This window comes from Stenomitos rutilans (genome assembly GCF_059505485.1).
In genome coordinates, this window is sequence record NZ_JCACKR010000136.1 from 1 (window position 1) to 25,576 (window position 25,576).

Below are 25,576 nucleotides of genomic sequence, written 5' to 3' on the forward strand. Positions count from 1 at the left end.
CCAGGGTAAAACTGTATCGGCTCTACCCGTCAATTAATCATTGACTGACCACTAGTCTCAGTAGCTTATTGGTCAGTACCAGTAGAACACTGCACTCTGATACTAACGATGAAATTGACACTAAAGGCATTAAGACGACTGCTCACAGCGACTGGTTGGTTAAGCTTCCAACTCCTTAAGCAAGCGGTGCGAGTGGCGCATGAGCAACTCGCACCGCTTGAGCCAGGTACACCCACCCCGATCGCCCTGCCGCCTGCTGGTAAAACGGTGACAGTTGAAACGACGACAGTACCCCTTTCGCCTGTTGAACGAGAGCTGGTCGCAGTGGCAGAGCAAGCCGCCGCAATGGTTGAGTCTCAGAATCGCAATCAGAGATCGCTCGTTGTGACTGCCTTACTAGATGAAGCCTGGAGCCAGGGACTCACGACCTATCCCCAACTGCTGGAGTATGTGAAAGCACACACTGGTGAAGCGTGTAGCCGTCGCGCGATCGCCAACTGGAAACGTCAGCGTGGACTGTTGGTAGAACCATGTCAAGCAGCTTAAAGATCTACCGGACAACCGAGCAACGGCGAATTACAGCGGTACTACGTTCCAGTTCCAGTTTGCTGGTAGTGGGTGAGTCTGGTATCGGTAAGAGCATTCTGGGTGAGGCGATCGCTCAAGAGTTGCAGGAGGGAGGCTACTTGGTCGCCGTGGCTCAACCAGCCAGTACCAAACAGCTATTAACTCGCCTTGCGGAGCAGTTGGGAGTAGAGACACAGGACTTAGCCGGAAAGAACCTGACGACGATAGGGCTGCGAACGGCGATCGCTGATTTTCTCCGTGAGCAAACAGCGTTCCTCATCTGTGACGATGCCCACCACTACACGCCAGAGTTTCGGCGGTTTCTGGAAATTCTCCATGAGCAAAAACAATCATTGCTGCTGCTGGCAACGGCACCACCCGCAAAGGATATCTTTTTGAAACTCCCGCGTATGGAACTCAAGCCCTTCAGCGATGTGCAGATTCGAGATTTGATGGCGGCTCACTCGCTGGAACTCGGACTCAGTATCGGCACGGCACAACTGGCAGGACTCCAGCAGCGCTGCGGCGGTAATCCCATGCTGGCAAAGCGGGTCATTCAGGAAGAATACCTGGGACTGGAAGACACGGCACCGGATCATCAGCAGTGGGTGGATGGTACACCCTACCTCATTGCCGCCCTGATGGTCTTTGGTATCGTGCGTGTCATTGGCATCGGCTTAAACAGTACCTCGATGTACCTCATTGGCGGCATCCTCACCGTGGTCGTGGGCATCCTGCGGCTCCTCTTCTACTCACTGCCCAAAAAATCAACGAGGTTAGGCGGTTAATGCTCACGGTCACTCATGCGGCCCTGGCGATCGCCAGTACGTCTCTGTTTATGGGCACGGCTGACCCCTGGCTCTTAGGTACGGCTGCGGTTGCCTCACAGTTTCCCGATGTTGATACAACTGGCAGTGTCCCAGGCAGAATCTTTTATCCCGTGAGCCGCTGGTTAGAGGCAAGATTTCCCCATCGTTCCGTGACTCATAGTTTCATGGTGACGGCACTACTAGCGATCGTTCTCTTACCACTGTGGTACTTCGGTCAGCCTAATTTCTACTGGGCGCTGCTGATTGGCTATTGGATGGGTTGGTTTGGCGATGTGTTCAGTAAGTCCGGTGTCGCAGCCTTCTTCCCCAACCAGGCACGGCTCGTCATCCCAGCAAACCCCCGGCTCAGATTGTCTACTGGCAGCAAGGCAGAATCACTCGTCCTCGCGCTACTGGTGTTCGTGGCAGTCGTCAGCATCAACATCAATAGTGCAGGTGGCATACTACGGGCATTCGACCAGGCGCTGGGTTCCCAGTCTGGAGCCGTAGAAATCTACCAGCGAGAAGGCAGCAAGCATCAAATCTTTGCCCAAATTCAGGGACGGCATACCATCACTCAGCAGCCGATCGCGGGGAACTATGAGGTCATCGGTACAGTAGGTCAAGACTTGCTCGTGAAGGACAATCAAGCGCGACTCTACCGGGTTGGCAGCGGTACAGAGGCTCAGATTGCACCGGAGACGATACACGTCACAGTTGGAACATCCATCGCCTTGGTGACTCGTGAAGCGTTCCTTGATAACCAGTCTGCTAGAGCGGCGATCGTCCCACTAAAACTGCCCAACACCTACATCTCAGGACGGCTCACCATTGACGCGCTCGATCGGGATGATGTGAAACTGCATAGCTCTAAGCAGTACTTCCAACCCATACAGGCGTTCGGTGAGGTGCTGGAGCTGGAATCTGCCTCCCCTGGTGAACTGCTGGCAGTGTTGGGCGATGCCTTTGCGACCGGAAACCTAATCGTGAGGACCATCCATGTTCAGCCGTAAAGTCGAGAAGCCTTTACCGCCCGTTGCGACGTTGCCAGTGAAACGTACTGCCCAGGCAGAAGAGAGCCAGACCGCAGGCATTCTGTTAGGGAAAGGGGTGTACTGGAATCCTGAAACCCTGCCGAATGCCCACATTGTCTGTATTGGTGCTTCGGGTAGTGGCAAAACGCAAACCCTCAAAGGAATTTGTTTTGCGCTGCGAACTATATATATAGGCGCACAAAAAATTTTAATTGACTTTCATGGAGATCAGGATATCGAGGGCGAGACAGTTTTTCCGCTCCACATGGCTTCTCCGTGGGGCATCAACCCGCTCACGGTAAACCTTGACCCGGAAGGGGACGGACCGAATTTGCAGGCGATCGCGGTGGCAGCGGTACTGAAACGGTCGCTTCAAATGGGTCCCAATCAAGAGGGAATGCTGCTGGATGTGATTGGAACGTGCTATCAGCAGCAGGGCATTGTTCAAGACGACCAGGCGACGTGGACGAAGGAAGCGCCCAACTTTGCTCACATTGAAACGGAACTAGCAGCTCGTATTGAGGAAGGCTGTAAGGAGTCGCAACGGCTGAAGCTGAAGCTGGCGGCAACGTTTCAATATGGCGTGTTCAGTCGCTCACAGTTTCCGATGGAGGGCAAGCATATCCGGGTTGACCTGCACAAGCTACCTCCAGCAATTCAGTCGATCGCGGCTGAGTCGCTGGCAAAGCAACTGATGGACAATCATCGGCTGCTGGGTGAGATGGCAGGGAAGCTACCGCGCACGTTCCTGTTTATCGACGAGGCGAAGGAAATGCCCAAAGGCACGGGTTCAGCCTGCGATCGCATCATTGCTGATGGTCGGAAGTACGGCTTGGCATTAGTGCTGGCATCACAATCCGAACGGCATTTGTCAGCGGATGTGATTGGGAACTCTAGTACCAAGCTGGTGCTGCCAGTCGATCAAACGGAGGTGTCAAAGGTGGGGAAGAAGTTCCGGTTTGCTGAAGTGAAGGTTGCCGGGCTGCGACCACTCCAGGCGCTCTGTCGGTTGGGGACGGATGCCAAGCAGGTTGATATTGTTCCTTATTACGAGAGACTTCAGTGAGACAGTACGTGGCTCGTTATTGCTGGTGGGGTATTGCGCTGATCCTTTCAGGCTGCTCGGCTCAAGCTGTCTCGCAATCATTGCCCACTCCCAGCGCGACAGTTCCCGTATCACCTGAGAGTGTCGATACCGCGCCACAACGACGGTTTCAAATTAAGCTGACGCTAGCGGCTCTTGATGACCTGAAGGTGAAGGAAGGCGCTACGGTCATTCCCGGTCAGATTCTGGCGGACAGGGTACGCGATCAGACACGGTTGGCGTTCCAGCAGCGAGAGTTGCAGCAACGCATCAAACGGCTGAAGGCACAGATGGCGTTACCAGTGCCAGAGGTCAGCGGCTTACCGACTGCCTCAGTGTTGGGTGAGGTCGCTGATGTGGAACGGCTGAAACTGAAGGCGAAGGCTGTACAGCAGGCGAAGGAACAACAGCAGCGTAAGTTAGACCTGATTCAATCGCTGCCTAAGAACGAAGTACCAGAAGCGACCGTGCCCCATGAGCAAGCTGTACTTGAACAAAAGCAACGTGAGGTAGACCAGGCTCTTGCTGAGGTGGAACTGTCCAGGGGCAAGCTGGCGAAGGCTCAGAGCGATCGCCAGTTCCAGGAGTACCAGCACTCGTTAGAGATGTCGAAACGAGCGATCGCGCTCCGGCAGCAGGAAATACAACAACAGGGAGAGCTTGCCCAGGTTGAGGGGCAGTTGTCCCAGGTCGAAACCCAACTATCCACACTTTCAGCGGTCAGGAGTCCGTATGCAGGCAAAATCTCGCGTCTCAAGTTCCAGGGTCAGACTGATCAGAGCCTTGCTGTTGAGCTGGTGCTGGTTGTCACTGATGACAGTTCACGCCCTAGCGCAATCCAAGTCACCCCCAGTCCAACCGTCTCTCCCAGTTCCAACCCAGCAGACGGAGGCAGAACCCCTTGATGAGCCAGCCGAGCTACAGGGCGATACGAACCCCTTGAATCCAGCGGGGGACTCACTTGATAAGCTGATTCAGATGCGGGTGAATGATGACCTGTGGAAGTCGATGCTGGGTGATTTGCCCTGCCTGGAGGCTTCTGATACGTGCATTGGGCAGTTGCAGACAGCGGCGATCGACCGTTCCAAAACACTAAAAGCCATTGACCAGCGCATCGAGGTGATCAATACCAAGATTGAGGAAGCCCGCAAGAATAACCAGAAGACGATCGCGTTGGGGGTGTTTGAACCGTTGGTGCAGAGCTATCTGAAGCTGGAGGATGTGCCTGTACAGCAGGGGCAGCAACCCCGTAAGCGAGGCTTACTCGATCGGGTGTTTGATTTCTTTGTCAAGCCCACAGGTGCCATTAACGAAGTCCTCTCGTTGATTGGTGTACCGCTGTTTCGCAATGCCATCGGTGGCGATCCGGCAGCGCAGTCTCGGCAGATTGCGATCGCGGATTTGCAGGTGAAGGTGGCAGAGGTGGAGAAGCAACGGGCTGACCTGGCAGACAAAATCCGGGAACAGGTGATGTTGCAGGTTCTAGACTTTGACGTACTCCGGCGAGACTTTCAGGTAGCGCAAGAGATCTCAAAGCGTGAGGTGCTGCGGCAGCGGTTGATTGAGGTGGATTATCGGTTTGGGCAGGGCGAGACGACGCAGTTTTTGGGCAACCTGAATGCGCTGGACAGGCAGAAGGCAGAGACGTTTAAAGCGTGGGCGCGGTTGCGATCGCAGATGGCACGGATCAAGCTGCTGGTATTGGGGGCGGGAGAAGAGTAGGGGCGTGGAGCGATCGACTCCAACGCAGTCTGCCTCTCTATTTGAATTAGCAAATTCTAGAAAGCAGACAGAATTTTCCCGGATGACTACACAAAGTGTAGTATTTTCCTACGGATGGGTGATTTGGTCGCAAGACTTTTCCTGGGTAACGAGGGTATTGGTAGGCATCAAAGACCAGCGTGGAGTTTCTGTCGAACTTGAAACGAGGTGTTATGTAGAAAGTTTCTGCCGATCTCCCAGAGCAGCGTGTTATGCAGAATGATTCAGTCTATTCAACCAAATCAGCTAGCATAGGCAGAAAGTTTCCGTCTATTAATAGTTAGCCCCCTTAGATCTTCGGTGGTGGCGTGTTCGCAAGGTTGCTTATAGAAAGCCAGCATCTCTTCAAATACAGACATGCCCTAAAGCATCTTGCTCAAATCCTCTGGCTATAGGCTATACCTATGGATACAGTGCTGTTTGAGGTAGCTTGTGACGTTAGACCTGTTGACTGAAATTTACAGTTCCTTTGAACCTTTTCAGCCTCCATCGAAGGAAGCCTATGTCGAATGCCAAGAGGTTCGAGGTGGATGGGAGATTATTCGGGAACTGGGGCGCAAGATTACCCGCTCCAAGCAACCAACTTGTCAGCTTTACTCAGGGCATCGTGGCGTAGGCAAATCCACAGAACTTCTGCGTTTGAAGGAATATTTGGAACAGCAGAAATACTTCGTAGTTTACTTTGCAGCAGATGATGAGGACATCGAACCGCAAGATGCTGCATATGCAGATATTCTCTTTGCTTGTACCCGCCATCTTGTAGAAGCAATCAAGCTTCAAAATCACAATCCTCTGCTGAATTGGATGAAGGAAAGGTGGGAATCTCTCAAAGACTTAGCATTGACAGAAATTTCGTTTGAAGGTTTAAGTTTAGAAGGTCAAATTTCTCAGTTTGCCAAGATCACTGCTAACTTGAGAGCCACGCCAGACAAGCGGCGTGAACTTCGCCAAAAGATTAATGCGAATACCCCATCTTTAGTAGCAGCTCTCAACGATTTTATTACAGAAGCACAAAAGACTTTGCCCACCGATAACCGAGGGATTGTTATGATTGCTGACAACCTTGATCGAATTGTAGAAACACAAGAAGAAGGAAAACCAAGCAACTATGATGAAATTTATTTAAACCGTAGCGAGATGCTGCGCGGCTTGACTTGCCATGTAATTTATACAGTTCCGATTGCGATGATTTACTCAAAGGGGCGCGCAACTCAACTCGAAAACAATTATGACACCCCTGATGTCCTGCCTATGGTGATGGTACGAAATCGGGACGGTAGTGAAAACTCATCCGGGTTAGGAAAGTTGCGTGAATTAATCTGTCGGCGTGTGGCACTGATAGAGCCAAACCTTGTACAGACCCTAGAAGGAGGGATAAACGGGATTGATACTCCAGCTGTGTTTGATAGCCCTGATACTCTCAAATTACTGTGTCTGATGAGTGGAGGTCATGTACGAAATCTGATGCAGTTAGTCCAAAAGGCGATCGACTGGACAGACGAACTACCAATTACGGCAAAGGCAGCAAAACGTGCAATTGAAGAGACGCGGGAAACCTACCGAAAAACGGTGCAGGAGCATCAGTGGGAGGTTTTGGCACGGGTATATCAAGCTAGGGAAGCAAATAATGACGGGGAACACCTACGGTTGCTGCTAAATCGATGCTTGCTGGAGTATCGGTACTATGATGAGAATGAAGCCCTTCAGGTTTGGTGTAACGTTCATCCTCTAATTGAAAGGATTCCGAGGTTCCAAGATGCGCTCGCTAGGATTCAAACTCTATGAGTCTCGCCAAATCATCCGAAGATACTTCACCTTCTAAAGAGGAGGTTTACCAATCTCTTCTTCGCTCCCTCTCAAGACGTAAGGGCTTTGGAATTGTATTTGTGCAAGGCTCTTCAGCAGAATCTAATCGCGTGATCCAGCGAGTTCAGGATGACTTGCCTCAGAAACGGATAGCTGTTTTGAGACTAGATGAACCAATTGAAAACTTGTACGAGCTTATCAAAAATCGTCCTGGTCGGGAGAGCCTAAACATTCTCTTTATTCAAGGTTTGGAGGAATCTCTAAAGCCTTATGTTAAACCTGGCTACGGTGGTGAAGGCGATTATTACAACATAGATACTGTACCTAGTATTCTCAGCCACTTAAACCAAAGACGTGAGCTTTTTCGGGATCATTTCAAGAACATTTGCTTTGTATTTATTCTGCCTACTTTTGCTGTCAAATATATTATTCGTCGTGCGCCTGATTTCTTTGATTGGAGTGCTGGGGTTTTTGATTTTTCTTCAGATGTTGATTCTCAAGTAGTTCAGGGTCGCCAATACAACAATTATGGAAGAGATCAAATCAATATTAATAGTATTTCAGGAGACATTAGGATAGGAGGGGAGATCTCAGGGGATCAAATCAGTGTGGGTAGTGGTAGTCATTTAAAGTTAGACCCTAAGACTCAAGCCAATTCATTAAAGGAGAGAGCATATCGGTTGTTTATACAAAGCCGTTATGATCAAGCACTAGACTTTTATAAAGAAGCTTTAGCACTTTACAGAAACATAAAGAATCAGATTGAGCAGGCAAACACTTTAAAGTCAATTGGTGATGTATATCAATTCTTAAAACGCAGCTACGAAGCACTAAATTCTTATCAAGAAGCTTTGTCTCTATATCAAAAAATGACTGCTCGTAATGGCGAAGCAAACACTTTAAGGTCAATTGGTGATGTATATCAATTTCTAAGTCAATATAACGAAGCGCAGAGGTACTATCAACAAGCTTTAATACTTTACCAATCAGTTGAGGATAGTTTGGGTGAGGCAAACGCACTGCAAGCTATTGGTGATACATATCAGTTCCTAGGAAGGTATACTGATGCACAAGAGTATTACCAGCAAGCGTTGCTCTTGCATCGCTCAATTAGTAATCGTTTGGGGGAAGCCAACACCTTAAATTCGATTGGTGATGTTTTCCAGTTTCTTAGAAATATTAGTGAAGCTCAAACCTATTATCAACAAGCTTTAGAAATTTATCGCTTAATCGGCGATCGCTTGGGGGAAGCTAATACCTTAAATGCAATTGGTCATGTATCACAATCCCTTAGTTTATTCAATGAAGCCATAGCCTATTATCAACAAGCTTTAGAAATTTATCGCTTAATCGGCGATCGTTTAGGAGAAGCTAATACCTTAAAGGCTGTCGGTGATACTCATGTGTTTCTTAATCATGTTGAAGAATCGATGGCTTGCTACCATCAAGCACTGGAAATTTTTCAGCAAATTGGTGCGCGTTTAGGTGAAGCTAATACTCTCAAGTCCCTTGGTGATATTTTTGCGGCTCGTATTTTAGGTGAAAGAGCATCTAATGTAGAGCAGGCAATCACTTGCTACCATCAAGCACTGGAAATTTTTCAGCAAATTGGTGCGCGTTTAGGTGAAGCTAATACTCTCAAGTCCCTTGGTGATATTTTTGCGGCTCGTATTTTAGGTGAAAGAGCATCTAATGTAGAGCAGGCAATCACTTGCTACCATCAAGCACTGGAAATTTTTCAGCAAATTGGAGATCGCTATAGCCAAGCTATTGCTTTGGGTGCTTTTGGCAACGTATTACAGAACCTGAAGCAATATGAGCAAGCTCTCAGTTACTATGATAGGGCAATCAGTTTTTATCAATCAATAGAAGTTGATGAAAAACTCTGTTTTCAAATTCTCCTTAATCGAGGAAATGCTCTCAAAGCATTAGGGCAGTTAAAGGAAGCAATTAATAGTTACGACAGGGTGATTTCGATTGAACCAACTTTGTATGAAGCTTGGTTTGAACGCGGAGATGCTTTAGACCAATTAGGACAATTACAGGAAGCAATTGCTAGCTATAACAAAGCACTAGACATTAATCCGAATTTATGTGAGGCTCTAATGTATAGAGCCTCATCATATAGCTGGTTGAAAAATACTGATTTGGCACTTGCAGATTTGGAACGGGCAATTGAGTTGAGTCCCCATGATGTCCGAGAATGGGCAAAAACAAATCCAGCATTTAGGACACTGCGACGAGATAAAAGGTTTCAAGCATTGATTTGGGGTGGAGACAATACAGAAGATAAGATTGAACGGAATAACCATTCTTTGCAGTGGTTGCAGGGGCTAACAAGTCGATGGAGCGGACGGTTTAGAAATCCTGGTGACGATGCATAGGTCATCTGCCGCCGCTCATCTTGGTCGTTCGGCGGCTGCGCGCGGCTTGGTAGGATGCGAGATAATCAAAGTATGGAGAACAAGAAAGAGCCACGCTCTCAAATTGAGATTATCACCTGCAATGGCAAAGTCGAACCTATGTTCTTATTTCAAGAATACTCATTTCTTGACGAAGAACTAAAAACCGAGGTGTTCCGCTATTGTGTAGAAAGAGGTTGTGTCCCGCTCATTGATTATGAAGAAGAAGTGGGTTCGTGGATATTCCATAGTTTAAGCTGCGGGGACAGAATATGGAAAAAGCCGATTGCAGAAAAGTTTAAGAATTCTGTTGACAAGACAGGCGAAGAAGCGAAATTAGAACAAGAGTTCGTGCAACATCTCAAACAGCAAGGCATTGATACACAAACACAAGTGCCGTGTTTAGCTGGTATTGCTGACATTGTTACGCCAGAGATTATTTACGAGGTGAAGCACATTTTGTCTCGCTCCACCTTGTTCCACGCCATCGGACAAGTGCTTTTGTACAGACAGTGCATCAACTCTACAGCGCAAGCAGTCATAGTTTGTCGTCGCAGCACCGTATCTCATTTGCACGCACTAGCCGAATCCGCTGGAATTGCAGTCATCGAGTGGCGTTAAATGTCATCAACAGCCGCCGAATAAGGCGCTGCAACCCGACCGCCTACAGCCTACGCTCGTTCCTCGCTCCGCCTTCTGGCAGCAAGTGAGCTTGTCCGTTGCACTGGAGGTTCCGTTTTATTGCCTAGTCAGCTCAACAATTACAAGTGTTTTACTGTCGTAGGAAAGGTTTTGAGCGTTGCAACCCTCATCATCTCCATCTCTATCTACAGGAAAGACGACCAAACCCTTATTGCCTTATCCCAGAACAAGATATTAAAAAGCCGCTTACCTATTGTAATCAGCTTGAGCCTGTGAGCTTTGAAGCGGTTGGCTTGGCTCAACAGACAGCTCCGTGAATCGTGCGATCGCGTCGATCGCCATCCCTTCTCGCGGCAGCTTGAGGGCAATGCGCTTGGGGGACAAGCCATTTCAGGTTTTGCGATCGGGCTTGCAATCCACAAACCCGATCGCGTTTGGATCGAGGTAGCCTGCGATCGCCATTTCAATCACTGCCTCAATGGGATAATCGATTTCAGCTGCACGTGCCATGACAGCCTGTTTGATTCGTTCTGGTAGCTGCTCCAAAATGATTTGCCCAGCCGTGGATGAGAGTTGCTCGTATGGCTTCGTTTCTGGCATAACCTACTCCATTGGGATCTGGGCGTTGTAGGGTGGTTCGGTTGCTCTCAGGAGTGCCGCTTCTACCTCTGATAATAAAGCGGGATTTCCCCAACGATCCAGTGTGTAAAAGATGATTCGCACATCAGCCGGTGGATAACGATCGAGCCATGCCCATAGAAAGGCTTTGTGTCCACCATTAAAACGAGTGGCTAAATTGTTCGTCTTGCCAATATACAGAACGCCCTGGCTGCGGTGGCGGACGGCATAGACCCCCGGACGCTTCGGCAAGGAATCAAACTCACGCGTAATTTCAAGCGCTTGCTCAAAGGCTGAAAACGCAAGATAGTTCAAAATCTCCCTTGCACTCATTGTCGCTTGTTCAGCCTCTTTCACCCTGCCAGCATTGTACTCCTCCATAGCGTTTGGAGTGGGACGTTAGGACTGATCTTGTAGGGGTAGCATTGCCTATTTTGAATCGGCTTGAGCCTGTGTGCTTTGAAGCGGTTGGCTTGGCTCAACAGACAGCTCCGTGACCCGTGCGATCGCGTCGATCGCCATTCCTTCTCGCAGCAAATTGAGGGCGATGCGTTGGGCTTTCGCTTGTTCCCCTTCTTCCAGGATGTCTTGATAAATAACGGATTCCTGCATCAGATCCCTCCTGAGAATGCGCTTCATCAAGGCTCTATCTAATACTAGCCCAGCCAGAATCGCCGCCGATGCCGTGAGGTTGCTTTGCATTGTGCGATCACTGAGTTGATCGACCCGTTCAGACACTTGCCGCAGTGCTTGAGTGCGATCGCGGCATCACTCATTCGCTCATCTTCTGATGACTGTGGAAGAATAGAAGGGTAGCGCGTTCCTCCAACCCCTATGACCGTAGTGGAGCTATTTCCAACCCTGAGAAACCTGCCGCGTGCAGACAAACTGAAAGTGATGCAGTTTCTCATCGCCGAACTCGCTAAAGAAGAGGAACCAACCCTTCAGTCGGGGGCAACTTACTCACTGTGGTCTCCACTCGATTCGCATGGAGCCGCGCACCAATTGGCTCAACTGTTGGCATCGGAGCAACCCGCACCCAATGACTGACCTTCAGCGGTTCAGCTTCACCGAACGCCTGGATGCCTTCGGCGTACCCGATGCACTCCCACAACTACCGCTATCCCTCACCTATCGCGATCGTTCGGTGGACGTTTCAGCTCTGTTAGATACGGGTGCAAGCGTCAACGTCTTGCCCTATAGCATTGGGGTGCAGCTTGGTGCCGTGTGGGAAGAACAGACCACTTCTGTAACCCTGGCTGGCAATTTAGCAGCAGTTGAGGCGCGTGGTTTGCTGGTCGCTGCAAAAATTGGCGCTTTTGCTCCAGTGCGGTTGGTGTTTGCCTGGAGCGCCTCTGATGACGCACCGCTACTGTTGGGTCGGATGAATTTTTTCCTGGAATTTGATGTCTGTTTTTATCGATCGCAGCTTGTGTTTGAAGTTCGCCCCAAAGCATGACAAGCTCTGATGTGGCTTGCTCCTGGCAGGCAACGATTCTCGTTCGAGACGCTGCGCGAACGCTCCATATATTCAGATACGTCATCAAAAAGCCTCCCGATCGGGAGGCTCAAAGGCTCTTGGTAAAGACTGAAACTAGCTCCCCCCATAAGGTTGATACGTCACACCATTGGAACAGCGCCAGGGAGTCTTGGTAGACAGTTGCCCATAGGTATAGTTGGTTTCACCCACTGTAAAGACAGTCGTAGCTGTGAGTGGTGTAGACGCACTGCTACCCATCCGTGCAATGCCACACGCATTCGATTTCACCTTCCGAATTACCGCCGAGTTGTAGGCAAGCTTGTAGTAAGAGCCTGCTGTTTTGCCGACGATGTGAATTTTGCCGTCTGCCGTTTTGAAGTTAGTGGCGCGAGGCTGTTCCAGACTGCCATTCACACACTTGGGCAGGATGTCTGAGATGAGGGAGGCAGGGTTGACGGTGACACCATCGACCTTAAAGGCAGTGGACAAGGGAATTGAGCTGGAAGGAGTCAGATGGACGGTGCCGCAAGCATCTGCCTTGACATCCTTTTGCTTTTCGACCGACCCAAAGGTAACGGCAACTTCGGCATTGGCACTACCAGGCGCAAGGTAGACATTGCCCTCGGCATCCTTAAAGGGTGGATATTGAGCCAGTTGAGCGGAGGCAGAAAGTTGAGTCAGGGCAGGGGCGATCGCCAACGTCAGACCGAGAACTGCCGCTGTCCTCACAAGAGTTGTGTTCATGGATGAATGGATTGAAATAGGGTAAGTGTCCCCCCTTTAGGAATGCTAGAGAGTGGGGAACTCTCAAACCTGTATTCACCAATCCATTTGAGAGACATCGGGGAAGCTACGGAATGAAAGCCAAAGCGCTGCTGAATCTTCTGCCTATAGCTGCGATCGCGATCGTGGGTTGGCTCTACGGTTCCTCGTTGTGGCAGCAGTCGCAGGCAGGGCGATCGGGTGATGACATTCCCTCACCCGCGCTGGGATGATTGCCCCGTGCCCAAAGTGAGTTGGTAACGGTGATCAATGTGCATGATGGTGACACCCTTACCGTGCAGCAAGGCTGGCAGAAGGTGAAGGTGCGATTATGTGGGATTGACGCGCCAGAATTAGCGCAGTCATTGGGCGTGGAGAGTCGGAATCAGTTGCGTCAGTTCATTGCCAGTGCTGGGAATCAGGTAATTTTGTACGGCAATGACATTGATCGCTATGGGCGCAGGGTGGCAGAAGTGTTTGTTCCCGACCCAACCCCGCAGCAGCCGGAGCAAGAAAAAGTTCTGAATGACGAGATGGTTCGCGTTGGGATGGCCTATCACTATGCAAAGTATAGCGATCGCTGCCCGAATGGGCGTTCAGGGTTGGTTAAGGCGGAAGCTGAGGCGCAGTCGAAACGGTTGGGTGTCTGGTCTGTTGCCAATGCAGTCAAGCCCTGGGACTATCGCAAGCGGCAATAGCTTGCTCAAGATGTTTTCCAGGTGTGGACTTGTGAAAACTAAGGATGACATTACTTCATTGCAGTGCCAGGATCTGAGCAGGGCGGCATCTGCTTTCAATAGCAACTATTCAGGACAGGGTTAAATCGTGATGAATGAAGCTGACACCTGCCGCAGGTACGTCCTACCAAAGTTAGAGGAGTGGGAGGAAGTGCCCCACCTCATCACGGAGCAATATCCGATCGACGCGGGACGCATTTTGACTACTGGCGGGCGCGATCGCCGCCGCAAAAGGAAGTACGCCGATTACCTGCTCTGCTATACGCGCGACTATCCGTTGGCAGTCGTAGAAGCCAAACGTAAACACAAAGCGCCACAAGATGGGCTACAGCAGGCGAAGGAGTATGCCGTCCTGCTGGGGCTAAAGTTTGCCTACTCAACCAATGGTACGGGCATCGTAGAGTTTGACTTCACTACGGGGTTGATGACTTCAATGGAGGCATTCCCCTCTCCGGCTGACCTGTGGGTACGCTACAAACAGGCAGAGGGCTTGAGTGAGGACGTTGCCGCTAAACTCCTGACCCCATTTGATTTAACAGGTGGGAGAGTGCCCCACTACTACCAGCGGATTGCCATTAACCGAGTGGTACAAGCGATGCTCGGTGGGCAGCAGCGGCTGTTATTGACGATGGCAACGGGCACAGGCAAAACGTCTGTTGCCTTTCAAATCTCTCAGAAGCTGTGGACGATGGGCTGGAACGCCACAGATGAACACCGCAAGCCCAGAATTCTCTTTTTAGCAGACCGCAACGTGTTGGTGGATGATCCCATTCGCAAGGACTTTGCTGCCTTTGATGAGAACATCGTCCACAAAATTCAAGGGGAAGTGATCAAGAGTCGTGAGATCTACTTTGCGCTCTATCAGGCACTTGCAGGCGATAAAACTCGACCAGGCATCTATCAAAACTACAGCCCTGGCTTTTTTGACCTGATTATTGTGGATGAGTGTCATCGTGGCAGCGCCAGGGATGAAAGCAGTTGGCGAGAGATTTTGGACTACTTCCGACCTGCCTACCAACTGGGCTTAACGGCAACGCCTCAGCGAGATGACAACGTAGACACCTATCGCTACTTTGGCAATCCCCTCTACACTTACTCTCTGGCTCAGGGGATTGAGGATGGCTATTTGGCTCCTTACAAGGTGCATCGCGTCACAACGACCTTCGATGCGTTGGGCTGGCGGCCTAGTGCCGATGATTTGGATCGCTACGGGCGGACGATTCGTGACCAGGAGTATCAAACGGGTGACTTTGAGCGGGCGGTAGCCTTGAAAGCAAGGACAATGGCGATCGCGCGTCACATTACCAACACTCTGAAAAAAAATGGTCGCTTTGGCAAAACCATTGTCTTCTGTGTGGATGAGCCGCATGTGCTGGAGATGGTAGAAGCCCTCAACAACCTCAATGCTGATCTGGTGCAGCAGTACCCTGACTATGTGAGCCGGATGACTTCTGACGCTGGGGCAACGGGCAAGCAGCTACTCTACAAGTTTATGGATGTACTGGAAGAGTCTCCGGTGATTGCCGTAACGTCCAAGTTGCTTTCAACAGGGGTTGACGTGCCCACCTGCAAAAACGTGGTGCTGGTGCGGGTGATTCGCTCTATGACAGATTTCAAACAGATCGTGGGACGGGGCACCCGCGTCTATGAGGAGAAAGGGAAACTCTCGTTTGAGATTCTGGACTACACCAACAGCACCCGCCTCTTCGCCGATCCAGCGTTTGATGGGGAGCCTGCCCGGATTGAAAACGAGGCAATGGACGACGAGGGGCAGACGGTAGCGGGAACGGATGAAGTGATTGAACCTGCTTTACCAGAGGATGGGATTGACCTGGTAGACTTTGCAGATGATGCTGAGTTTGAGGCGGATGACGCAGCGCCCAGAGGCTTTACAGGTGTTCCAGAGGATGAGGACATCCTGCCGCGCAAGTTTTTCTATGATGGCGGGGCGTGCGAGGTGATTGGCGAGGTGGTCTATCAACTTGACCCTAACGGCAACCGTTTGCGATCGTTCAAGTTAGTGGACTACACAAAGGAACAGGTTCGCACGTTGTATCGCTCTGTCTTTGACATCCAACAGCGCTGGGTTAGCTCGGAGCAGCGATCGGAGATTATTGACCAGCTCAGCGATCGCGGCATTGATTTTGAGGATTTGAAGCGTGTGACGAATCAACCAGATGCCGACCCCTTTGATTTGCTCTGTCACCTTGCCTTTGACGCGCCCGTTTTGCCTGTCGGCAACGAGCAGAACGGCTGCAAAGCCGGAATCCTAGCTTTTTTGAACAGTACGGCAGCGATGCTAAGGAAATTTTAGAAGTGTTGTTGCAGAGCTATACCGAGAGTGGACCGGAACAGCTTGTGCTACCAGCCGCCTTGAAGGTGAAAGCGGTGGAAGCGAAGTATGGTAATGTGCGTGAGATTGCCGCCCTGTTTGGGGGCGCGGAGTCGCTGAAAGCGGCGATCGACGAACTCCAGGCTTTGTTGTATTCCGCGTAGAGGGTTCATGGCAAAACGGAAGACCAGTAGTGAGACTCCTGTTACCACGGCACAGCGTCTGGGCAGCGTGATTAAGTCAGCGCGAGACATCATGCGGAAGGACAAAGGGTTAAATGGGGAACTCGATCGCTTGCCGCAGTTGACCTGGATTTTGTTTTTAAAGCTGCTGGATGACACGGAGAAGATTCGGGAGGAAGAGGCAGTTTTAGAAGGCACCAGTGCGGCTTACGAGCCTGTGATTGATGCCCCCTATCGGTGGCGCGATTGGGCAGCCGATGACGAAGGGATGAGTGGCGATGACCTCCAGCGGTTCATCAGCAATGATGAGGCGACGTTACGGGATGGTACAACGTGTGCAGGCTTGCTGCCCTACTTACGCAGCCTTCAAAGCCAGACCGGGCGCGATCGCAAGGATGTAATTCGGGAAGTCTTTAAGGGTGTGAGCAACCGCATGGAAAGCGGCGCGTTGCTGCGCGATGTCGTCAACAAGATCAACACGATTCACTTTGACAGTTCTGAAGAGGTAAATATCCTCAGCAGCCTGTACGAGTCGATGCTGAAGGAGATGCGGGACGCGGCGGGGGATTCCGGCGAGTTTTATACACCCCGTCCGGTGGTGCGGTTTATGGTCAAGGCACTAGACCCGCAACTAGGCGATACCATCCACGATCCGGCGTGTGGGACGGCTGGCTTTTTGGTAGAAGCATACGACCACTTGAAGCAGCAGTGTCAGCCGAAGGACTGGAAGCTGCTGCGAACCAGCTTATCGGGGGTGGAGGCAAAATCGTTGCCCTATATGCTGGCGCAGATGAACCTGTTGCTGCGGGGGGTGGAGTATCCCGACGTGGAGCGGAAAAACAGCCTTGCCACAGCCCTCAACCAGTTGGGGGTAAAGGATCAGGTGGATGTGATTTTGACCAATCCTCCGTTTGGCGGTGAGGAGGAGGAGAGCATTAAAAAGAGCTTTCCCCCCGATACCCAAACTTCTGAAACGGCGCTGCTCTTTCTTCAGTTGATCATGCGCTTACTCAAGCGGCAACCCCAACCAGGGCGGGCGGGTGTAGTCATTCCCAACGGCACCCTCTTTGGGGATGGGGTGTGCGCCAAAATCAAGGAGAAGCTGCTGACCCAGTACAACCTGCATACGATCGTCCGCTTGCCCAATGGGGTATTCTCGCCTTACACCAGCATCCCTACCAATCTGCTGTTTTTTGATGCATCGGGACCTACGCAGACGATCTGGTATTACGAGGTGGCATTACCGGAGGGGAAGAAAAACTACTCCAAAACCAAGCCGATGCAGGATGGGGATTTTGAGGCGTGCTTGACCTGGTGGCATGACCGCACCGAGCATGAGCAGGCTTGGACGTATGACTTTGGAGCCATTTACCAAACGGCGAAAGCGGAGGCTCAACCCCACTGGGATGCGGTGAAACAGGCAGAGGCGATCGCCAATCAAGCGGTGCGGCAAAGCAAGGAGCTAGAAACCCAGATTCAGCAGGCAGACACCCCCAAGCAAATCCAGACGCTGAAGCAACGGCAGAAAAAGCTTCAGACAACGGAGCGAGAGCAGCGAGAGTTTGCCAAACGGGAGCAGGCAACGGGCGACTCGTTGTACTGGTATATCTACAACCTGGATCAGAAGAACCCCAATGCCCAAACCGACTTTGAACATTTGCCGCCAGAGCAGTTGGTTGCCGACATCTGGCAGAAAGAACAACGCATCTTAGAGATTTTGAGCGAAATTAAAGATGTCCTCAAAACCAAACCATCGGCAGAGGAGGAACCCTAGTGGCGCGAATGATTGCTGTAACGGATGCGGTGAAAAGCTTGGCAGAGGTGGAAGCCCGGTTTGGGTTACATCGGGTTGAGGATGAGCAGTTTTTTAGCGAGTGGCAGCAAGAGTTACCCGATCTCAGTGAGGCGGAACGGGCGAAGCTGCAAATTATGCGCAAACGGCTGCTGTACCATCGGGCTGAAGGCGATTTGCTGGAAGGCTCGGTGATGCTGTTGGTGGCATCGCCCTTGCTGGAACTGCCGGGGTTTTATGATCCGCCGTTTCGGATGCAGGCAGAAGCGGGTGTGGAAGTAACCGTGGCAGATGGGCAAGAAATTTTGCGAGGGCGGATTGATGTGTTGATTATGCAGCGACAGTTTTGGACACTGGTATTGGAATCGAAAAAGACGACGATTTCCACGCGATCGGCGTTGCCGCAGGCGTTGGCGTATATGATGGCAACGCCAGATTTAGAGAAACCCCAATTTGGGATGTTAACGAATGGGGATGATGTATTGTTTATCAAGCTCGTATTGCAACCAGAGCGACAGTACAGCCTATCGCGGGTGTTTTCGCTCTATACGCTGACCCAGGAATGGCAAGCGGCGTTGCAGGTGTTAAAGAAACTGGCACGGCTGATGGGGCAGTAAAAACATGAACCAGCAACTCTACGATCGCCTGCAACTATCACCCGCGCAAATCGAAACCGTTTGCCAGCAGTGGCACATCACTGAGCTTGCCCTGTTTGGCTCGGTGTTGCGGGATGACTTTTGCCCAGAGAGTGATGTGGATGTGCTGGTGACGTTTGCGCCCGATGCGGCGGTGAGTTTGCTGGATTTGGTGGAGCTGCAACACCAGCTTGCAGCCCTGGTGGGTCGAGAGGTGGATGTGATTGAAACACAGACGATCGAGCAAAGCCCCAATTGGCTGCGCCGCCAAGAAATCTTACATATGGCTACCGTAATTTATCAGGGAACACAATTCATTTTGGAGAAACGGCGATGAGTACTCTGATGATTGAATTACCATCTGGAATTTTGCCAGAGGACGCTAAGTTTTTAATGGCAGTCAAACTGTTTGAAACCGAAAAGCTTTCGATCGGTCAAGCAGCAAAATTGGCAGGCTACTCTAAAGCAACGTTTATTGAGCTAGTGAGTAAATTAGGGGTTGCAGTTGTTAATTACTCACCTGAAGACTTGGCGCAGGAGATGTTGCTTTAATGGCAGAGGTTGTCACCAACAGTTCTTGCATAGGTGATTAATGCCTAAGTTAACGGCATCTCAACAGCGTTATTTGGGTAATGCAACTCTGATTGCAGCCTCCAAACTGATATTTCAGGCATTGGAACAAGCTGGTACGCATGTTTACGTATTGGTTTCGGTCGCAGAAACCACATCAGGTGGAACCCCAGATCGAGGGCAAACTTCCTACTACGGCGGCTCAATTCCTTGGATCAAGTCCGGTGAACTAAATGATGGTTTAATTGATTCAGTTGAAGAGTACATTACCGAGGAAGGTCTAGAAAACTCTTCAGCAAAGATTTACCCAAAAGGAACTCTCGTTATCGCGCTATATGGGGCAACAGTTGGAAAGACTGGTATTCTTGGTCTTGATGCTGCCTCTAACCAGGCTGTTTGCGCTGTAACACCAATAGTAGATAACCTAAGCAATCAGTTTTTATTTTGGTTTTTTCGATCTAAGAGACAAGATTTTCTAAATATTAGTTTCGGTGGTGCTCAACCAAATATTAGTCAGAAACTTATACGGGAAACTTTGCTACCAATTCCAGACATTGAACTTCAAAATCAAATCTGTGAGTTTTTGGAAGCTGTTGAAACACGACAATCAGGTGATAAGTCATTAGAGCTACCAACTTTACCACCATTACTGGCAGATGTGCGGCGGATTGTGGCGCGGGTTGAGGAGTTGGCGGGGAAAGTGGAAGAGGCAAGGGAGTTGCGATCGACGGCATTAGAGGAAGCAGCATTGCTTCTCAACTCTGCCTTAGTACAAACCTTTGATCAGCAAATGCAAGTCTCTGGATGGGAATCTAAACCGTTAAAACAAGCTGCTGAGGTTGCGCGAGGAAAATTTACTCACCGCCCACGAAATGAACCACGATTCTATGGTGGTGAAATTCCATTTATTCAAATCGGAGATATTTCTAGCTCGAATCGATACATCCGACAGTACACTCAGACTCTCAATGAAGACGGGTTGAAAATTAGTCGATTGTTTCCAGTTGGAACAGTCGTTATCGCCATTACAGGGGCGACAATTGGAGTGACTGGGATTCTCACATTCGAGTCTTGTTTTCCAGACAGCATTGTTGGTATCACGCCATTTCAAGACAAGGTTACGCCAGAATTCCTCCACTGTGCAGTGAACTATACAAAAAAAGTTGCGCTGGAAGGTACGACACAAACAACTCAGCCCAATATGAATCTTAAGGATTTAGAAAAGCTTACTATTCCGATTCCACCACTCTCCGAACAACACTGTATTGTTGCTTACCTGGATGACCTGCAAGCCAAAGTCGATGGGCTGAAGCAACTGCAAACAGAGACAGAAGCAGAACTCAATGCGCTGTTACCGTCGATTTTGGACAAAGCCTTTAAGGGCGAACTTTAGGGTAGAAGCTCGACATCTTCATAGAGCAGTGCTAACGGGAATCGACAATCCAGACTGGCAAGATAAACTTTAGTGGTTTCGGGATTCGCTTCGCTGCCGATTGATTGCACCAGTTCCCAATTGCCCCGTTCATTCAGGCGATAGCATTCCAACCCTGGACGATCGGGATCAATCAACACATATTCTTGCAACGTTTCAATCCGGCGATACTGGCGAAACTTTTCCCCTCTATCAACCGCTTCGGTGCTAGGTGACAACACTTCCACAATTAAGCAGGGATAGCGAATGAATTGCCGTGCCGTGCGATCGCGATCGTCACAGGTCACAGACACATCAGCGTAATGAAACGGACCACTTTCAGACACGGCTACTTTGGCATCGCTGGTCAACACCTTGCAGCCCTTTCCCCGCACATGCGACTTGAGCAGCGCCGATAGGTTCACTGCCACTTGATTGTGCGGAATCGTTCCCCCGGTCATCGCCATGACTTCGCCGTTGAAGTATTCATAGCGCAGAGGTTGAGCTTCTTCCCACACTAAGTACTCTTGGGGAGTCATTCTGGGGAAGCCTGAATTTGCAATCATTGCGATTTCCCAATGTAGCAGCTTATCTAACTTTACCGAACCCGCTCATAAGGGTAAGCATTTTTAATATGGGCATGAAGATACTTGCCATGAGAAGCGGCGCTCATCAACCCTCGGTGTTCTCCAGCAGGGACACCGAAATATTGGTAGACAGTGTTATTTTTGAACTCAATTTCTAACACTCGGCTGGCTTCGTCGTAGCCGACACTCTGCAAATCGCTGGATACTACTGCTTGACGTTGCATGGTTAAATGCCTCTGATTTTCAGGAATGTGATCACATTAATGTCAACAGTTGGAGCTGTTTTTAGACGCAATCTCCGACTGTTTCGCATGGTCAAATCGATGACGCGATCGCGCACTACTGAACCGTTGCAGCAGGAGCGTATTGCTTAATCAAGCTGATGGCGTGTTGGCAATCAGAACGATTGATATAGCCTTCACCCGAATCAGCAATGATTTGACCGTTGCTGGCTTTGAGCCGCCAACGGTATTGGCGCAGATTGTCTTGATAAATTGAAAAGCTCAACATTGACAAAACCTCCAAATAATAGAAGATAGGGGTGTAAGTTGGACGACGAGTCTAGAGACGCTTGGCGTTACATTCCTGCTGATGGAGAAGCCAAAACGTGACTCAGTTAACTGAAGAACCCTTCCATTGCCTGATATCCTGAAATAAGGGCGATCGCTCAGTTGACGCTGAGCGATCGTTTGTTACCTAACAAAAAGTGGCTTGTCTCTCGTGCAATTTGGAGGGCAAGCCACTTATCGTTTGTGTTTGGTCGGGTCGGCGATCACATAGGTGTAACCGGAACTAGGCGCAGGGGGAAAGGGTTCACCTTTCGTCACTGTTACCTCTCGACCAGCGGATCGCCCACTAGGGGCAATCACTGTGTACTGCCCGCTCACAAGGGCGATCTGCCCTGGCGAATATGCCATAAACACCTCCTTCGATGTTATATTTAGTTAACAAAATCTATTATACACGATCAAAAAATGAATGTTGAATGTTAACTCAATTCGTGCCTGTCGAGAGCAAGTAGGGCTATCTCAGGAAGAGTTAGGGCAGAAGATTGGTGTGACTCGTCAGACCATTGCAGCTTGGGAAACGGGCGATCGAGATCCCTCATTGGTGCAACTGACAAAGATTGCCAAGCAGCTTGGTGTGTCTGTAGAACTTCTGTTGAATTTAGAAGCAGCGGATGAAGTAGCCCAGCCAGAAGTCTGTCTGTTATTCCGTGCAGATGAGCCGTCTGCTCTCACACCTACACTTCAAGCATCTTTGACTGAGAAAGCGACTAACTACGCAGCCATCGAGAAAATCTTGGAAGAATTGCCTGTTCTGCCAGAACAGCGCCCTTTGGAAGGCTACAACGATTACGTTGTTGAAGAAATTGCTAGGGATGTACGCGATTGGCTTGGGGTCAGTGAATCCTCACCCTTAGGTAATGCTTTGGCATTGCTGGAATCGAAAGGACTCAAAGTTATTCTGCATCCCTTACCAACGGCGATCTCTGGCTTTTCCGCCTATACCAATAGGTTAGGAACTGTGATTTTTATCAATCAAAATCATCCAACCGAACGGAAATTCTTTACTGCCTTGCATGAATTAGCGCATCTAATTTTTCATCGTCAAGAGTATAAGACTGGTTTAGAGCCATTAGTATCGACCCGCAATAAGAAAGATCCGCGTGAGAAGGCGGCAGACCATCTATCAGGTGCTGTTCTATTGTCGGAGAATATTCTTCGTAAAGAACTTCATTCCTACCGCAACCGCTGGCTACCAGAGCCACTTTTAGCTGATTTGAAACGTCGATACGGTGTTAGCTTGAGAACCGTTTTACGCCGTGCAGAACAAGTTGGCATCATCAGCCAAAAGCAGATGGGGCAACAGTTAGGAATACTGAACAAAAAGTATGGTTTTGATGCTGAGCAACCTACTCTACCTAAACCACCAGGTTTAACTAGGCTGGAGCGGTTGGTATATCTGGCGCTAATTAGACAGGAAATTACAGCTTCCAGAGCCGCAGAGATTCTAGGAAAGCCCCTTACAGATGTGCGGGAAGAATTGAATGATTGGATGGAGGAAAATACGCTTTGATCTTTCTCCTAGACGCAAACATTCTGATAGACCTGGGTTGTGTTGAGGGGCTAGATACTCTAGCTAGCTTGGGAATAGCAGAAGTCTTGGATATGGTATTGATCGATTGCGAACATCCAAAGCAACCCAGTTTAGTAGAAGATATTCGGCAGATAGGAGTCAAGGAAATTACAGTAGAGCAAAAAGGGGTTAAGGCTGCCCAGAAATACAGAAAAGGTAGATTGAGCCTTCAAGATGCCCTAAATCTCCATCATGCAAAGACCTTTGGACATACATTATTAACAAACGAACAGCCTTTAAGATCTGTCTGCATTGAAGAAGAAGTCCCCTTTCACGGGATGCTATGGATCGTTGAGCAGGTTCACAATCTTCAGCTAAGGTCGGTTGCACAACTATGTAACTGGCTTCAAATTCTTGAGCAATTGAACCGTTGGCTACCAAAAACAGAACTGGAAGAGCTACGACAAAAGCTAGGTTGCTCTGACCAGAAATCACTTCACTAAAGAATGATCTCGTTTGTGGCTAAAACCACGATCACCCCAGCCCTTACAATCAACCTTGCACCCTCATCTCCCTTCACCCCGTGCGACGAGACGCTATTTTCTATCAGATCTTTAAACGCTTCCCTGGACTTCTTTTTACCCTCCTCGATCAGCCCCCTCTCCAACTACGCGGCTACCGTTTCGAGTCCGTTGAGGTCAAAGAACCCACCTTTCGCATTGATGGCGTTTTCCTGCCGCCCGAAGATGCCACACCCAAAATTGTCTTCTTTTGCGAAGTCCAGTTTCAAAAAGACGACTCCCTCTACCATCGCTTCTTCTCGGAATCCCTGCTCTACCTCTACCGTAACCAGACCCTTTACGATGACTGGTACGGGGTCGTTATCTTCCCCTCCCGCAGCCTCGAACCAGAGAACACAACGATGCATCGATCGCTGCTCAACGGTGATCAGGTGCAGTGCATCTACCTGGACGAGTTGGGCGACCCAACCGAACAACCTGTAGGTATCAGCCTGATGCAACTGACGATCGCTCCCGAAAATCAAATGGCAGCGCAAGCCAGAACATTGATTGACCGGGTAGAGCAAGAAGAAGTAGGAATCCTTTCCAGAGACGAGATAATAGACATAGTCACCACGATCGCCGTCTACAAGTTTTCTGATTTAAGTCGAGAAGAGGTAGAAGCAATGCTAGGAATCAGTTTAGAAGAAACAAAAGTCTATCAGGAAGCAAAAAAGGAGGGGCAGGAAGAAATTTTGGCAGTGACTGTACCATTGCTGCTTAAGTCTGGTATGACGGCGGAACAAATCGCTCAACAGACTGGTATCAATGTACAAGTGATCCGTCGAATCGCTCAACAGCAGTCTTGAGACTGTTCAAACGACTGTCGTCTATAAATTTTTCAACTTAATTGAGAAGAGGTACAAGCATTGCTGGGCTTAACGTTGGAAGAAACCAGAATTTACCAAGACCTGGAGCGTCAAACCAGGCTCAAGGTAGTTTCCCGGCTTTTAAGTAAGGGTCTGAGCCTGGAAGAAGTCGCAGAGATCTTGGAACTGCCAGTGGAAGAGGTTAGACAAATCACTCAACGGCAGGCTTAGTTTGACTCTGGCGATCACAGCTATTCCGTACCATTCCCCTAGCCACTATGGGCAGTTGGGCAATACGTGAGGAGAACTTACCCACTCCTCACAGCCATGAAACGACTACTCATCCTTGCTGTTCTAGGGTACTTCCTGGCAATCGCTCCCCAAGCAACCCAGGCTCTACCCTCAAGCATCCCAACGGCTGATGCGGTCAACCCCTATCCAGCCTTCATTTACCCAGCGCACGGAACGCTCACCTCTGGCTACGGCTGGCGGTGGGGTAGGCTGCATCAAGGCATCGACATTGCAGCACCAACCGGAACGCCGATCGTGGCGAGTGCGGTCGGACAAGTAATCTTTGCAGGCTGGCACAGTGGTGGCTATGGCAATCTGGTGGAAATCAGGCATACGGACGGTAGTACAACCCGTTACGCCCACAGTAGCCGCCTTCTCGTTAAAGCGGGCGATCTTGTTGAGCAAGGAGAAGTCATCGCCCTCATGGGCAGTACGGGACGCGCTACAGGTCCACACTGCCATTTTGAACTCCACACTCCTACACAGGGAGCCGTGAACCCGATCGCCTATCTCGCTCACCCTCAGCCGCAGCAACTCACTGCTTCTCCCCAAGGATGACTTCGACACAACCTTATAGAACCCATTTGAGATCTCAAGGGGAGGCAGCAAGCCGCTTCAGCATCAGC

The 25,576-nt window shown here is 49.9% G+C and carries 33 protein-coding genes; 24 read left to right on the plus strand and 9 right to left on the minus strand.

Features of this window, described 5'->3' with window-relative positions:
- Positions 1-108: 108 nt before the first annotated feature.
- The 9 genes from AC5JLP_RS28120 (at position 109) to AC5JLP_RS28160 (ending at position 10,084) form a co-directional block, all read left to right on the plus strand.
- Positions 109-546 carry a hypothetical protein gene (locus tag AC5JLP_RS28120; RefSeq protein WP_496071153.1) on the plus strand — a complete coding sequence of 146 codons (438 nt, stop codon included), beginning with the start codon at positions 109-111 and terminating at the stop codon, positions 544-546.
- Positions 531-1,355: an ATP-binding protein gene (locus tag AC5JLP_RS28125; RefSeq protein ID WP_496071154.1), complete on the plus strand. Its 825-nt coding sequence runs from the start codon at positions 531-533 to the stop codon at positions 1,353-1,355. Before AC5JLP_RS28120 ends, AC5JLP_RS28125 begins: the two co-directional genes overlap by 16 nt.
- A complete protein-coding gene (locus AC5JLP_RS28130; protein WP_496071155.1) occupies positions 1,355-2,389 on the plus strand; it encodes a metal-dependent hydrolase in 1,035 nt (344 codons plus the stop codon). Before AC5JLP_RS28125 ends, AC5JLP_RS28130 begins: the two co-directional genes overlap by 1 nt.
- On the plus strand, positions 2,376-3,476 hold the full coding sequence (locus tag AC5JLP_RS28135; RefSeq protein ID WP_496071156.1) for an ATP-binding protein: 1,101 nt from the start codon (positions 2,376-2,378) through the stop codon (positions 3,474-3,476). The genes AC5JLP_RS28130 and AC5JLP_RS28135 overlap by 14 nt, the downstream gene beginning before the upstream one ends.
- Positions 3,473-4,399: an HlyD family secretion protein gene (locus AC5JLP_RS28140; protein WP_496071157.1), complete on the plus strand. Its 927-nt coding sequence runs from the start codon at positions 3,473-3,475 to the stop codon at positions 4,397-4,399. The genes AC5JLP_RS28135 and AC5JLP_RS28140 overlap by 4 nt, the downstream gene beginning before the upstream one ends.
- 34 nt (positions 4,400-4,433) lie before the next feature.
- Complete coding sequence (locus AC5JLP_RS28145) at positions 4,434-5,216, plus strand: hypothetical protein (protein WP_496071158.1); 783 nt, start codon at positions 4,434-4,436, stop codon at positions 5,214-5,216.
- 486 nt (positions 5,217-5,702) lie between these two features.
- Positions 5,703-7,040: an ATP-binding protein gene (locus AC5JLP_RS28150; RefSeq protein WP_496071159.1), complete on the plus strand. Its 1,338-nt coding sequence runs from the start codon at positions 5,703-5,705 to the stop codon at positions 7,038-7,040.
- Positions 7,037-9,445 (plus strand): tetratricopeptide repeat protein, encoded by a 2,409-nt coding sequence (locus AC5JLP_RS28155; protein ID WP_496071160.1) that lies wholly within the window; start codon positions 7,037-7,039, stop codon positions 9,443-9,445. Before AC5JLP_RS28150 ends, AC5JLP_RS28155 begins: the two co-directional genes overlap by 4 nt.
- A 72-nt stretch (positions 9,446-9,517) precedes the next feature.
- A complete protein-coding gene (locus tag AC5JLP_RS28160; RefSeq protein WP_496071161.1) occupies positions 9,518-10,084 on the plus strand; it encodes a hypothetical protein in 567 nt (188 codons plus the stop codon).
- Between the two features lie 267 nt (positions 10,085-10,351).
- On the opposite strand, the gene AC5JLP_RS28165 is transcribed toward AC5JLP_RS28160, so the two are convergent.
- The 4 genes from AC5JLP_RS28165 to AC5JLP_RS28180 are packed head-to-tail and all read right to left on the minus strand — an operon-like array spanning position 10,352 to position 11,461.
- Entirely contained in the window at positions 10,352-10,489 is a 138-nt protein-coding gene (locus AC5JLP_RS28165) for a hypothetical protein (protein WP_496071162.1), read from the minus strand.
- 6 nt (positions 10,490-10,495) lie between these two features.
- Positions 10,496-10,705, minus strand: a complete 210-nt coding sequence (locus AC5JLP_RS28170; RefSeq protein WP_496071163.1) for a hypothetical protein — start codon at positions 10,703-10,705, stop codon at positions 10,496-10,498.
- 3 nt (positions 10,706-10,708) lie between these two features.
- Positions 10,709-11,104, minus strand: a complete 396-nt coding sequence (locus tag AC5JLP_RS28175; RefSeq protein WP_496071164.1) for a GIY-YIG nuclease family protein — start codon at positions 11,102-11,104, stop codon at positions 10,709-10,711.
- Between the two features lie 48 nt (positions 11,105-11,152).
- Positions 11,153-11,461: a hypothetical protein gene (locus tag AC5JLP_RS28180; protein ID WP_496071165.1), complete on the minus strand. Its 309-nt coding sequence runs from the start codon at positions 11,459-11,461 to the stop codon at positions 11,153-11,155.
- A 96-nt stretch (positions 11,462-11,557) separates the two neighbouring features.
- Between AC5JLP_RS28180 and AC5JLP_RS28185 the strand changes: the two genes are divergently transcribed.
- Together AC5JLP_RS28185 and AC5JLP_RS28190 are read left to right on the plus strand one after the other, a co-directional pair.
- Positions 11,558-11,773 (plus strand): hypothetical protein, encoded by a 216-nt coding sequence (locus AC5JLP_RS28185; protein WP_496071166.1) that lies wholly within the window; start codon positions 11,558-11,560, stop codon positions 11,771-11,773.
- On the plus strand, positions 11,766-12,182 hold the full coding sequence (locus tag AC5JLP_RS28190) for an aspartyl protease family protein (protein ID WP_496071167.1): 417 nt from the start codon (positions 11,766-11,768) through the stop codon (positions 12,180-12,182). The genes AC5JLP_RS28185 and AC5JLP_RS28190 overlap by 8 nt, the downstream gene beginning before the upstream one ends.
- Before the next feature lie 135 nt (positions 12,183-12,317).
- On the opposite strand, the gene AC5JLP_RS28195 is transcribed toward AC5JLP_RS28190, so the two are convergent.
- Positions 12,318-12,947: a hypothetical protein gene (locus tag AC5JLP_RS28195; protein ID WP_496071168.1), complete on the minus strand. Its 630-nt coding sequence runs from the start codon at positions 12,945-12,947 to the stop codon at positions 12,318-12,320.
- 113 nt (positions 12,948-13,060) lie between these two features.
- Here AC5JLP_RS28195 and AC5JLP_RS28200 point away from each other — a divergent pair, with 113 nt between their 5' ends.
- From AC5JLP_RS28200 to AC5JLP_RS28240, 9 genes are all read left to right on the plus strand, one after another.
- Entirely contained in the window at positions 13,061-13,198 is a 138-nt protein-coding gene (locus tag AC5JLP_RS28200) for a hypothetical protein (protein WP_496071169.1), read from the plus strand.
- Positions 13,199-13,663 carry a thermonuclease family protein gene (locus AC5JLP_RS28205; RefSeq protein WP_496071170.1) on the plus strand — a complete coding sequence of 155 codons (465 nt, stop codon included), beginning with the start codon at positions 13,199-13,201 and terminating at the stop codon, positions 13,661-13,663.
- Positions 13,664-13,793: 130 nt separating this feature from the next.
- Positions 13,794-16,016, plus strand: coding sequence for an EcoAI/FtnUII family type I restriction enzme subunit R (gene hsdR / locus AC5JLP_RS28210; RefSeq protein WP_496071184.1), 2,223 nt, complete (start codon positions 13,794-13,796; stop codon positions 16,014-16,016).
- Complete coding sequence (locus AC5JLP_RS28215; protein ID WP_496071185.1) at positions 15,956-16,198, plus strand: type I restriction-modification enzyme R subunit C-terminal domain-containing protein; 243 nt, start codon at positions 15,956-15,958, stop codon at positions 16,196-16,198. The genes hsdR and AC5JLP_RS28215 overlap by 61 nt, the downstream gene beginning before the upstream one ends.
- Positions 16,199-16,205: 7 nt before the next feature.
- Entirely contained in the window at positions 16,206-17,990 is a 1,785-nt protein-coding gene (locus tag AC5JLP_RS28220; protein ID WP_496071171.1) for a class I SAM-dependent DNA methyltransferase, read from the plus strand.
- On the plus strand, positions 17,990-18,625 hold the full coding sequence (locus tag AC5JLP_RS28225) for a type I restriction endonuclease (protein ID WP_496071172.1): 636 nt from the start codon (positions 17,990-17,992) through the stop codon (positions 18,623-18,625). The genes AC5JLP_RS28220 and AC5JLP_RS28225 overlap by 1 nt, the downstream gene beginning before the upstream one ends.
- Before the next feature lie 4 nt (positions 18,626-18,629).
- Entirely contained in the window at positions 18,630-18,980 is a 351-nt protein-coding gene (locus tag AC5JLP_RS28230) for a nucleotidyltransferase family protein (RefSeq protein WP_496071173.1), read from the plus strand.
- Positions 18,977-19,195, plus strand: coding sequence for a UPF0175 family protein (locus tag AC5JLP_RS28235; protein WP_496071174.1), 219 nt, complete (start codon positions 18,977-18,979; stop codon positions 19,193-19,195). The genes AC5JLP_RS28230 and AC5JLP_RS28235 overlap by 4 nt, the downstream gene beginning before the upstream one ends.
- A 40-nt stretch (positions 19,196-19,235) precedes the next feature.
- Positions 19,236-20,606: a restriction endonuclease subunit S gene (locus tag AC5JLP_RS28240; RefSeq protein WP_496071175.1), complete on the plus strand. Its 1,371-nt coding sequence runs from the start codon at positions 19,236-19,238 to the stop codon at positions 20,604-20,606.
- Here AC5JLP_RS28240 and AC5JLP_RS28245 read toward each other — a convergent pair.
- The 4 genes from AC5JLP_RS28245 to AC5JLP_RS28260 all read right to left on the minus strand — a co-directional run bounded on the left by AC5JLP_RS28245 (position 20,603) and on the right by AC5JLP_RS28260 (position 22,128).
- Entirely contained in the window at positions 20,603-21,190 is a 588-nt protein-coding gene (locus AC5JLP_RS28245; RefSeq protein WP_496071176.1) for a Uma2 family endonuclease, read from the minus strand. The two genes, AC5JLP_RS28240 and AC5JLP_RS28245, sit on opposite strands and share 4 nt — an antisense overlap.
- Before the next feature lie 32 nt (positions 21,191-21,222).
- Positions 21,223-21,435: a KTSC domain-containing protein gene (locus tag AC5JLP_RS28250; RefSeq protein WP_496071177.1), complete on the minus strand. Its 213-nt coding sequence runs from the start codon at positions 21,433-21,435 to the stop codon at positions 21,223-21,225.
- A 115-nt stretch (positions 21,436-21,550) separates the two neighbouring features.
- On the minus strand, positions 21,551-21,721 hold the full coding sequence (locus tag AC5JLP_RS28255) for a YegP family protein (RefSeq protein ID WP_496071178.1): 171 nt from the start codon (positions 21,719-21,721) through the stop codon (positions 21,551-21,553).
- Positions 21,722-21,954: 233 nt separating this feature from the next.
- Positions 21,955-22,128 carry a YjzC family protein gene (locus tag AC5JLP_RS28260; RefSeq protein WP_496071179.1) on the minus strand — a complete coding sequence of 58 codons (174 nt, stop codon included), beginning with the start codon at positions 22,126-22,128 and terminating at the stop codon, positions 21,955-21,957.
- A gap of 61 nt (positions 22,129-22,189) precedes the next feature.
- On the opposite strand from AC5JLP_RS28260, the gene AC5JLP_RS28265 reads away from it, so the two are divergent.
- The 4 genes from AC5JLP_RS28265 to AC5JLP_RS28280 all read left to right on the plus strand — a co-directional run bounded on the left by AC5JLP_RS28265 (position 22,190) and on the right by AC5JLP_RS28280 (position 25,508).
- Entirely contained in the window at positions 22,190-23,290 is a 1,101-nt protein-coding gene (locus AC5JLP_RS28265) for an ImmA/IrrE family metallo-endopeptidase (protein ID WP_496071180.1), read from the plus strand.
- 68 nt (positions 23,291-23,358) lie between these two features.
- Positions 23,359-23,793, plus strand: coding sequence for a hypothetical protein (locus AC5JLP_RS28270; RefSeq protein WP_496071181.1), 435 nt, complete (start codon positions 23,359-23,361; stop codon positions 23,791-23,793).
- Between the two features lie 80 nt (positions 23,794-23,873).
- Positions 23,874-24,659 (plus strand): Rpn family recombination-promoting nuclease/putative transposase, encoded by a 786-nt coding sequence (locus tag AC5JLP_RS28275; protein WP_496071182.1) that lies wholly within the window; start codon positions 23,874-23,876, stop codon positions 24,657-24,659.
- A 327-nt stretch (positions 24,660-24,986) separates the two neighbouring features.
- The gene (locus tag AC5JLP_RS28280; protein WP_496071183.1) at positions 24,987-25,508 is read left to right on the plus strand and encodes a M23 family metallopeptidase; all 522 of its coding nucleotides are present in this window, start codon (positions 24,987-24,989) and stop codon (positions 25,506-25,508) included.
- Positions 25,509-25,576: the final 68 nt, after the last annotated feature.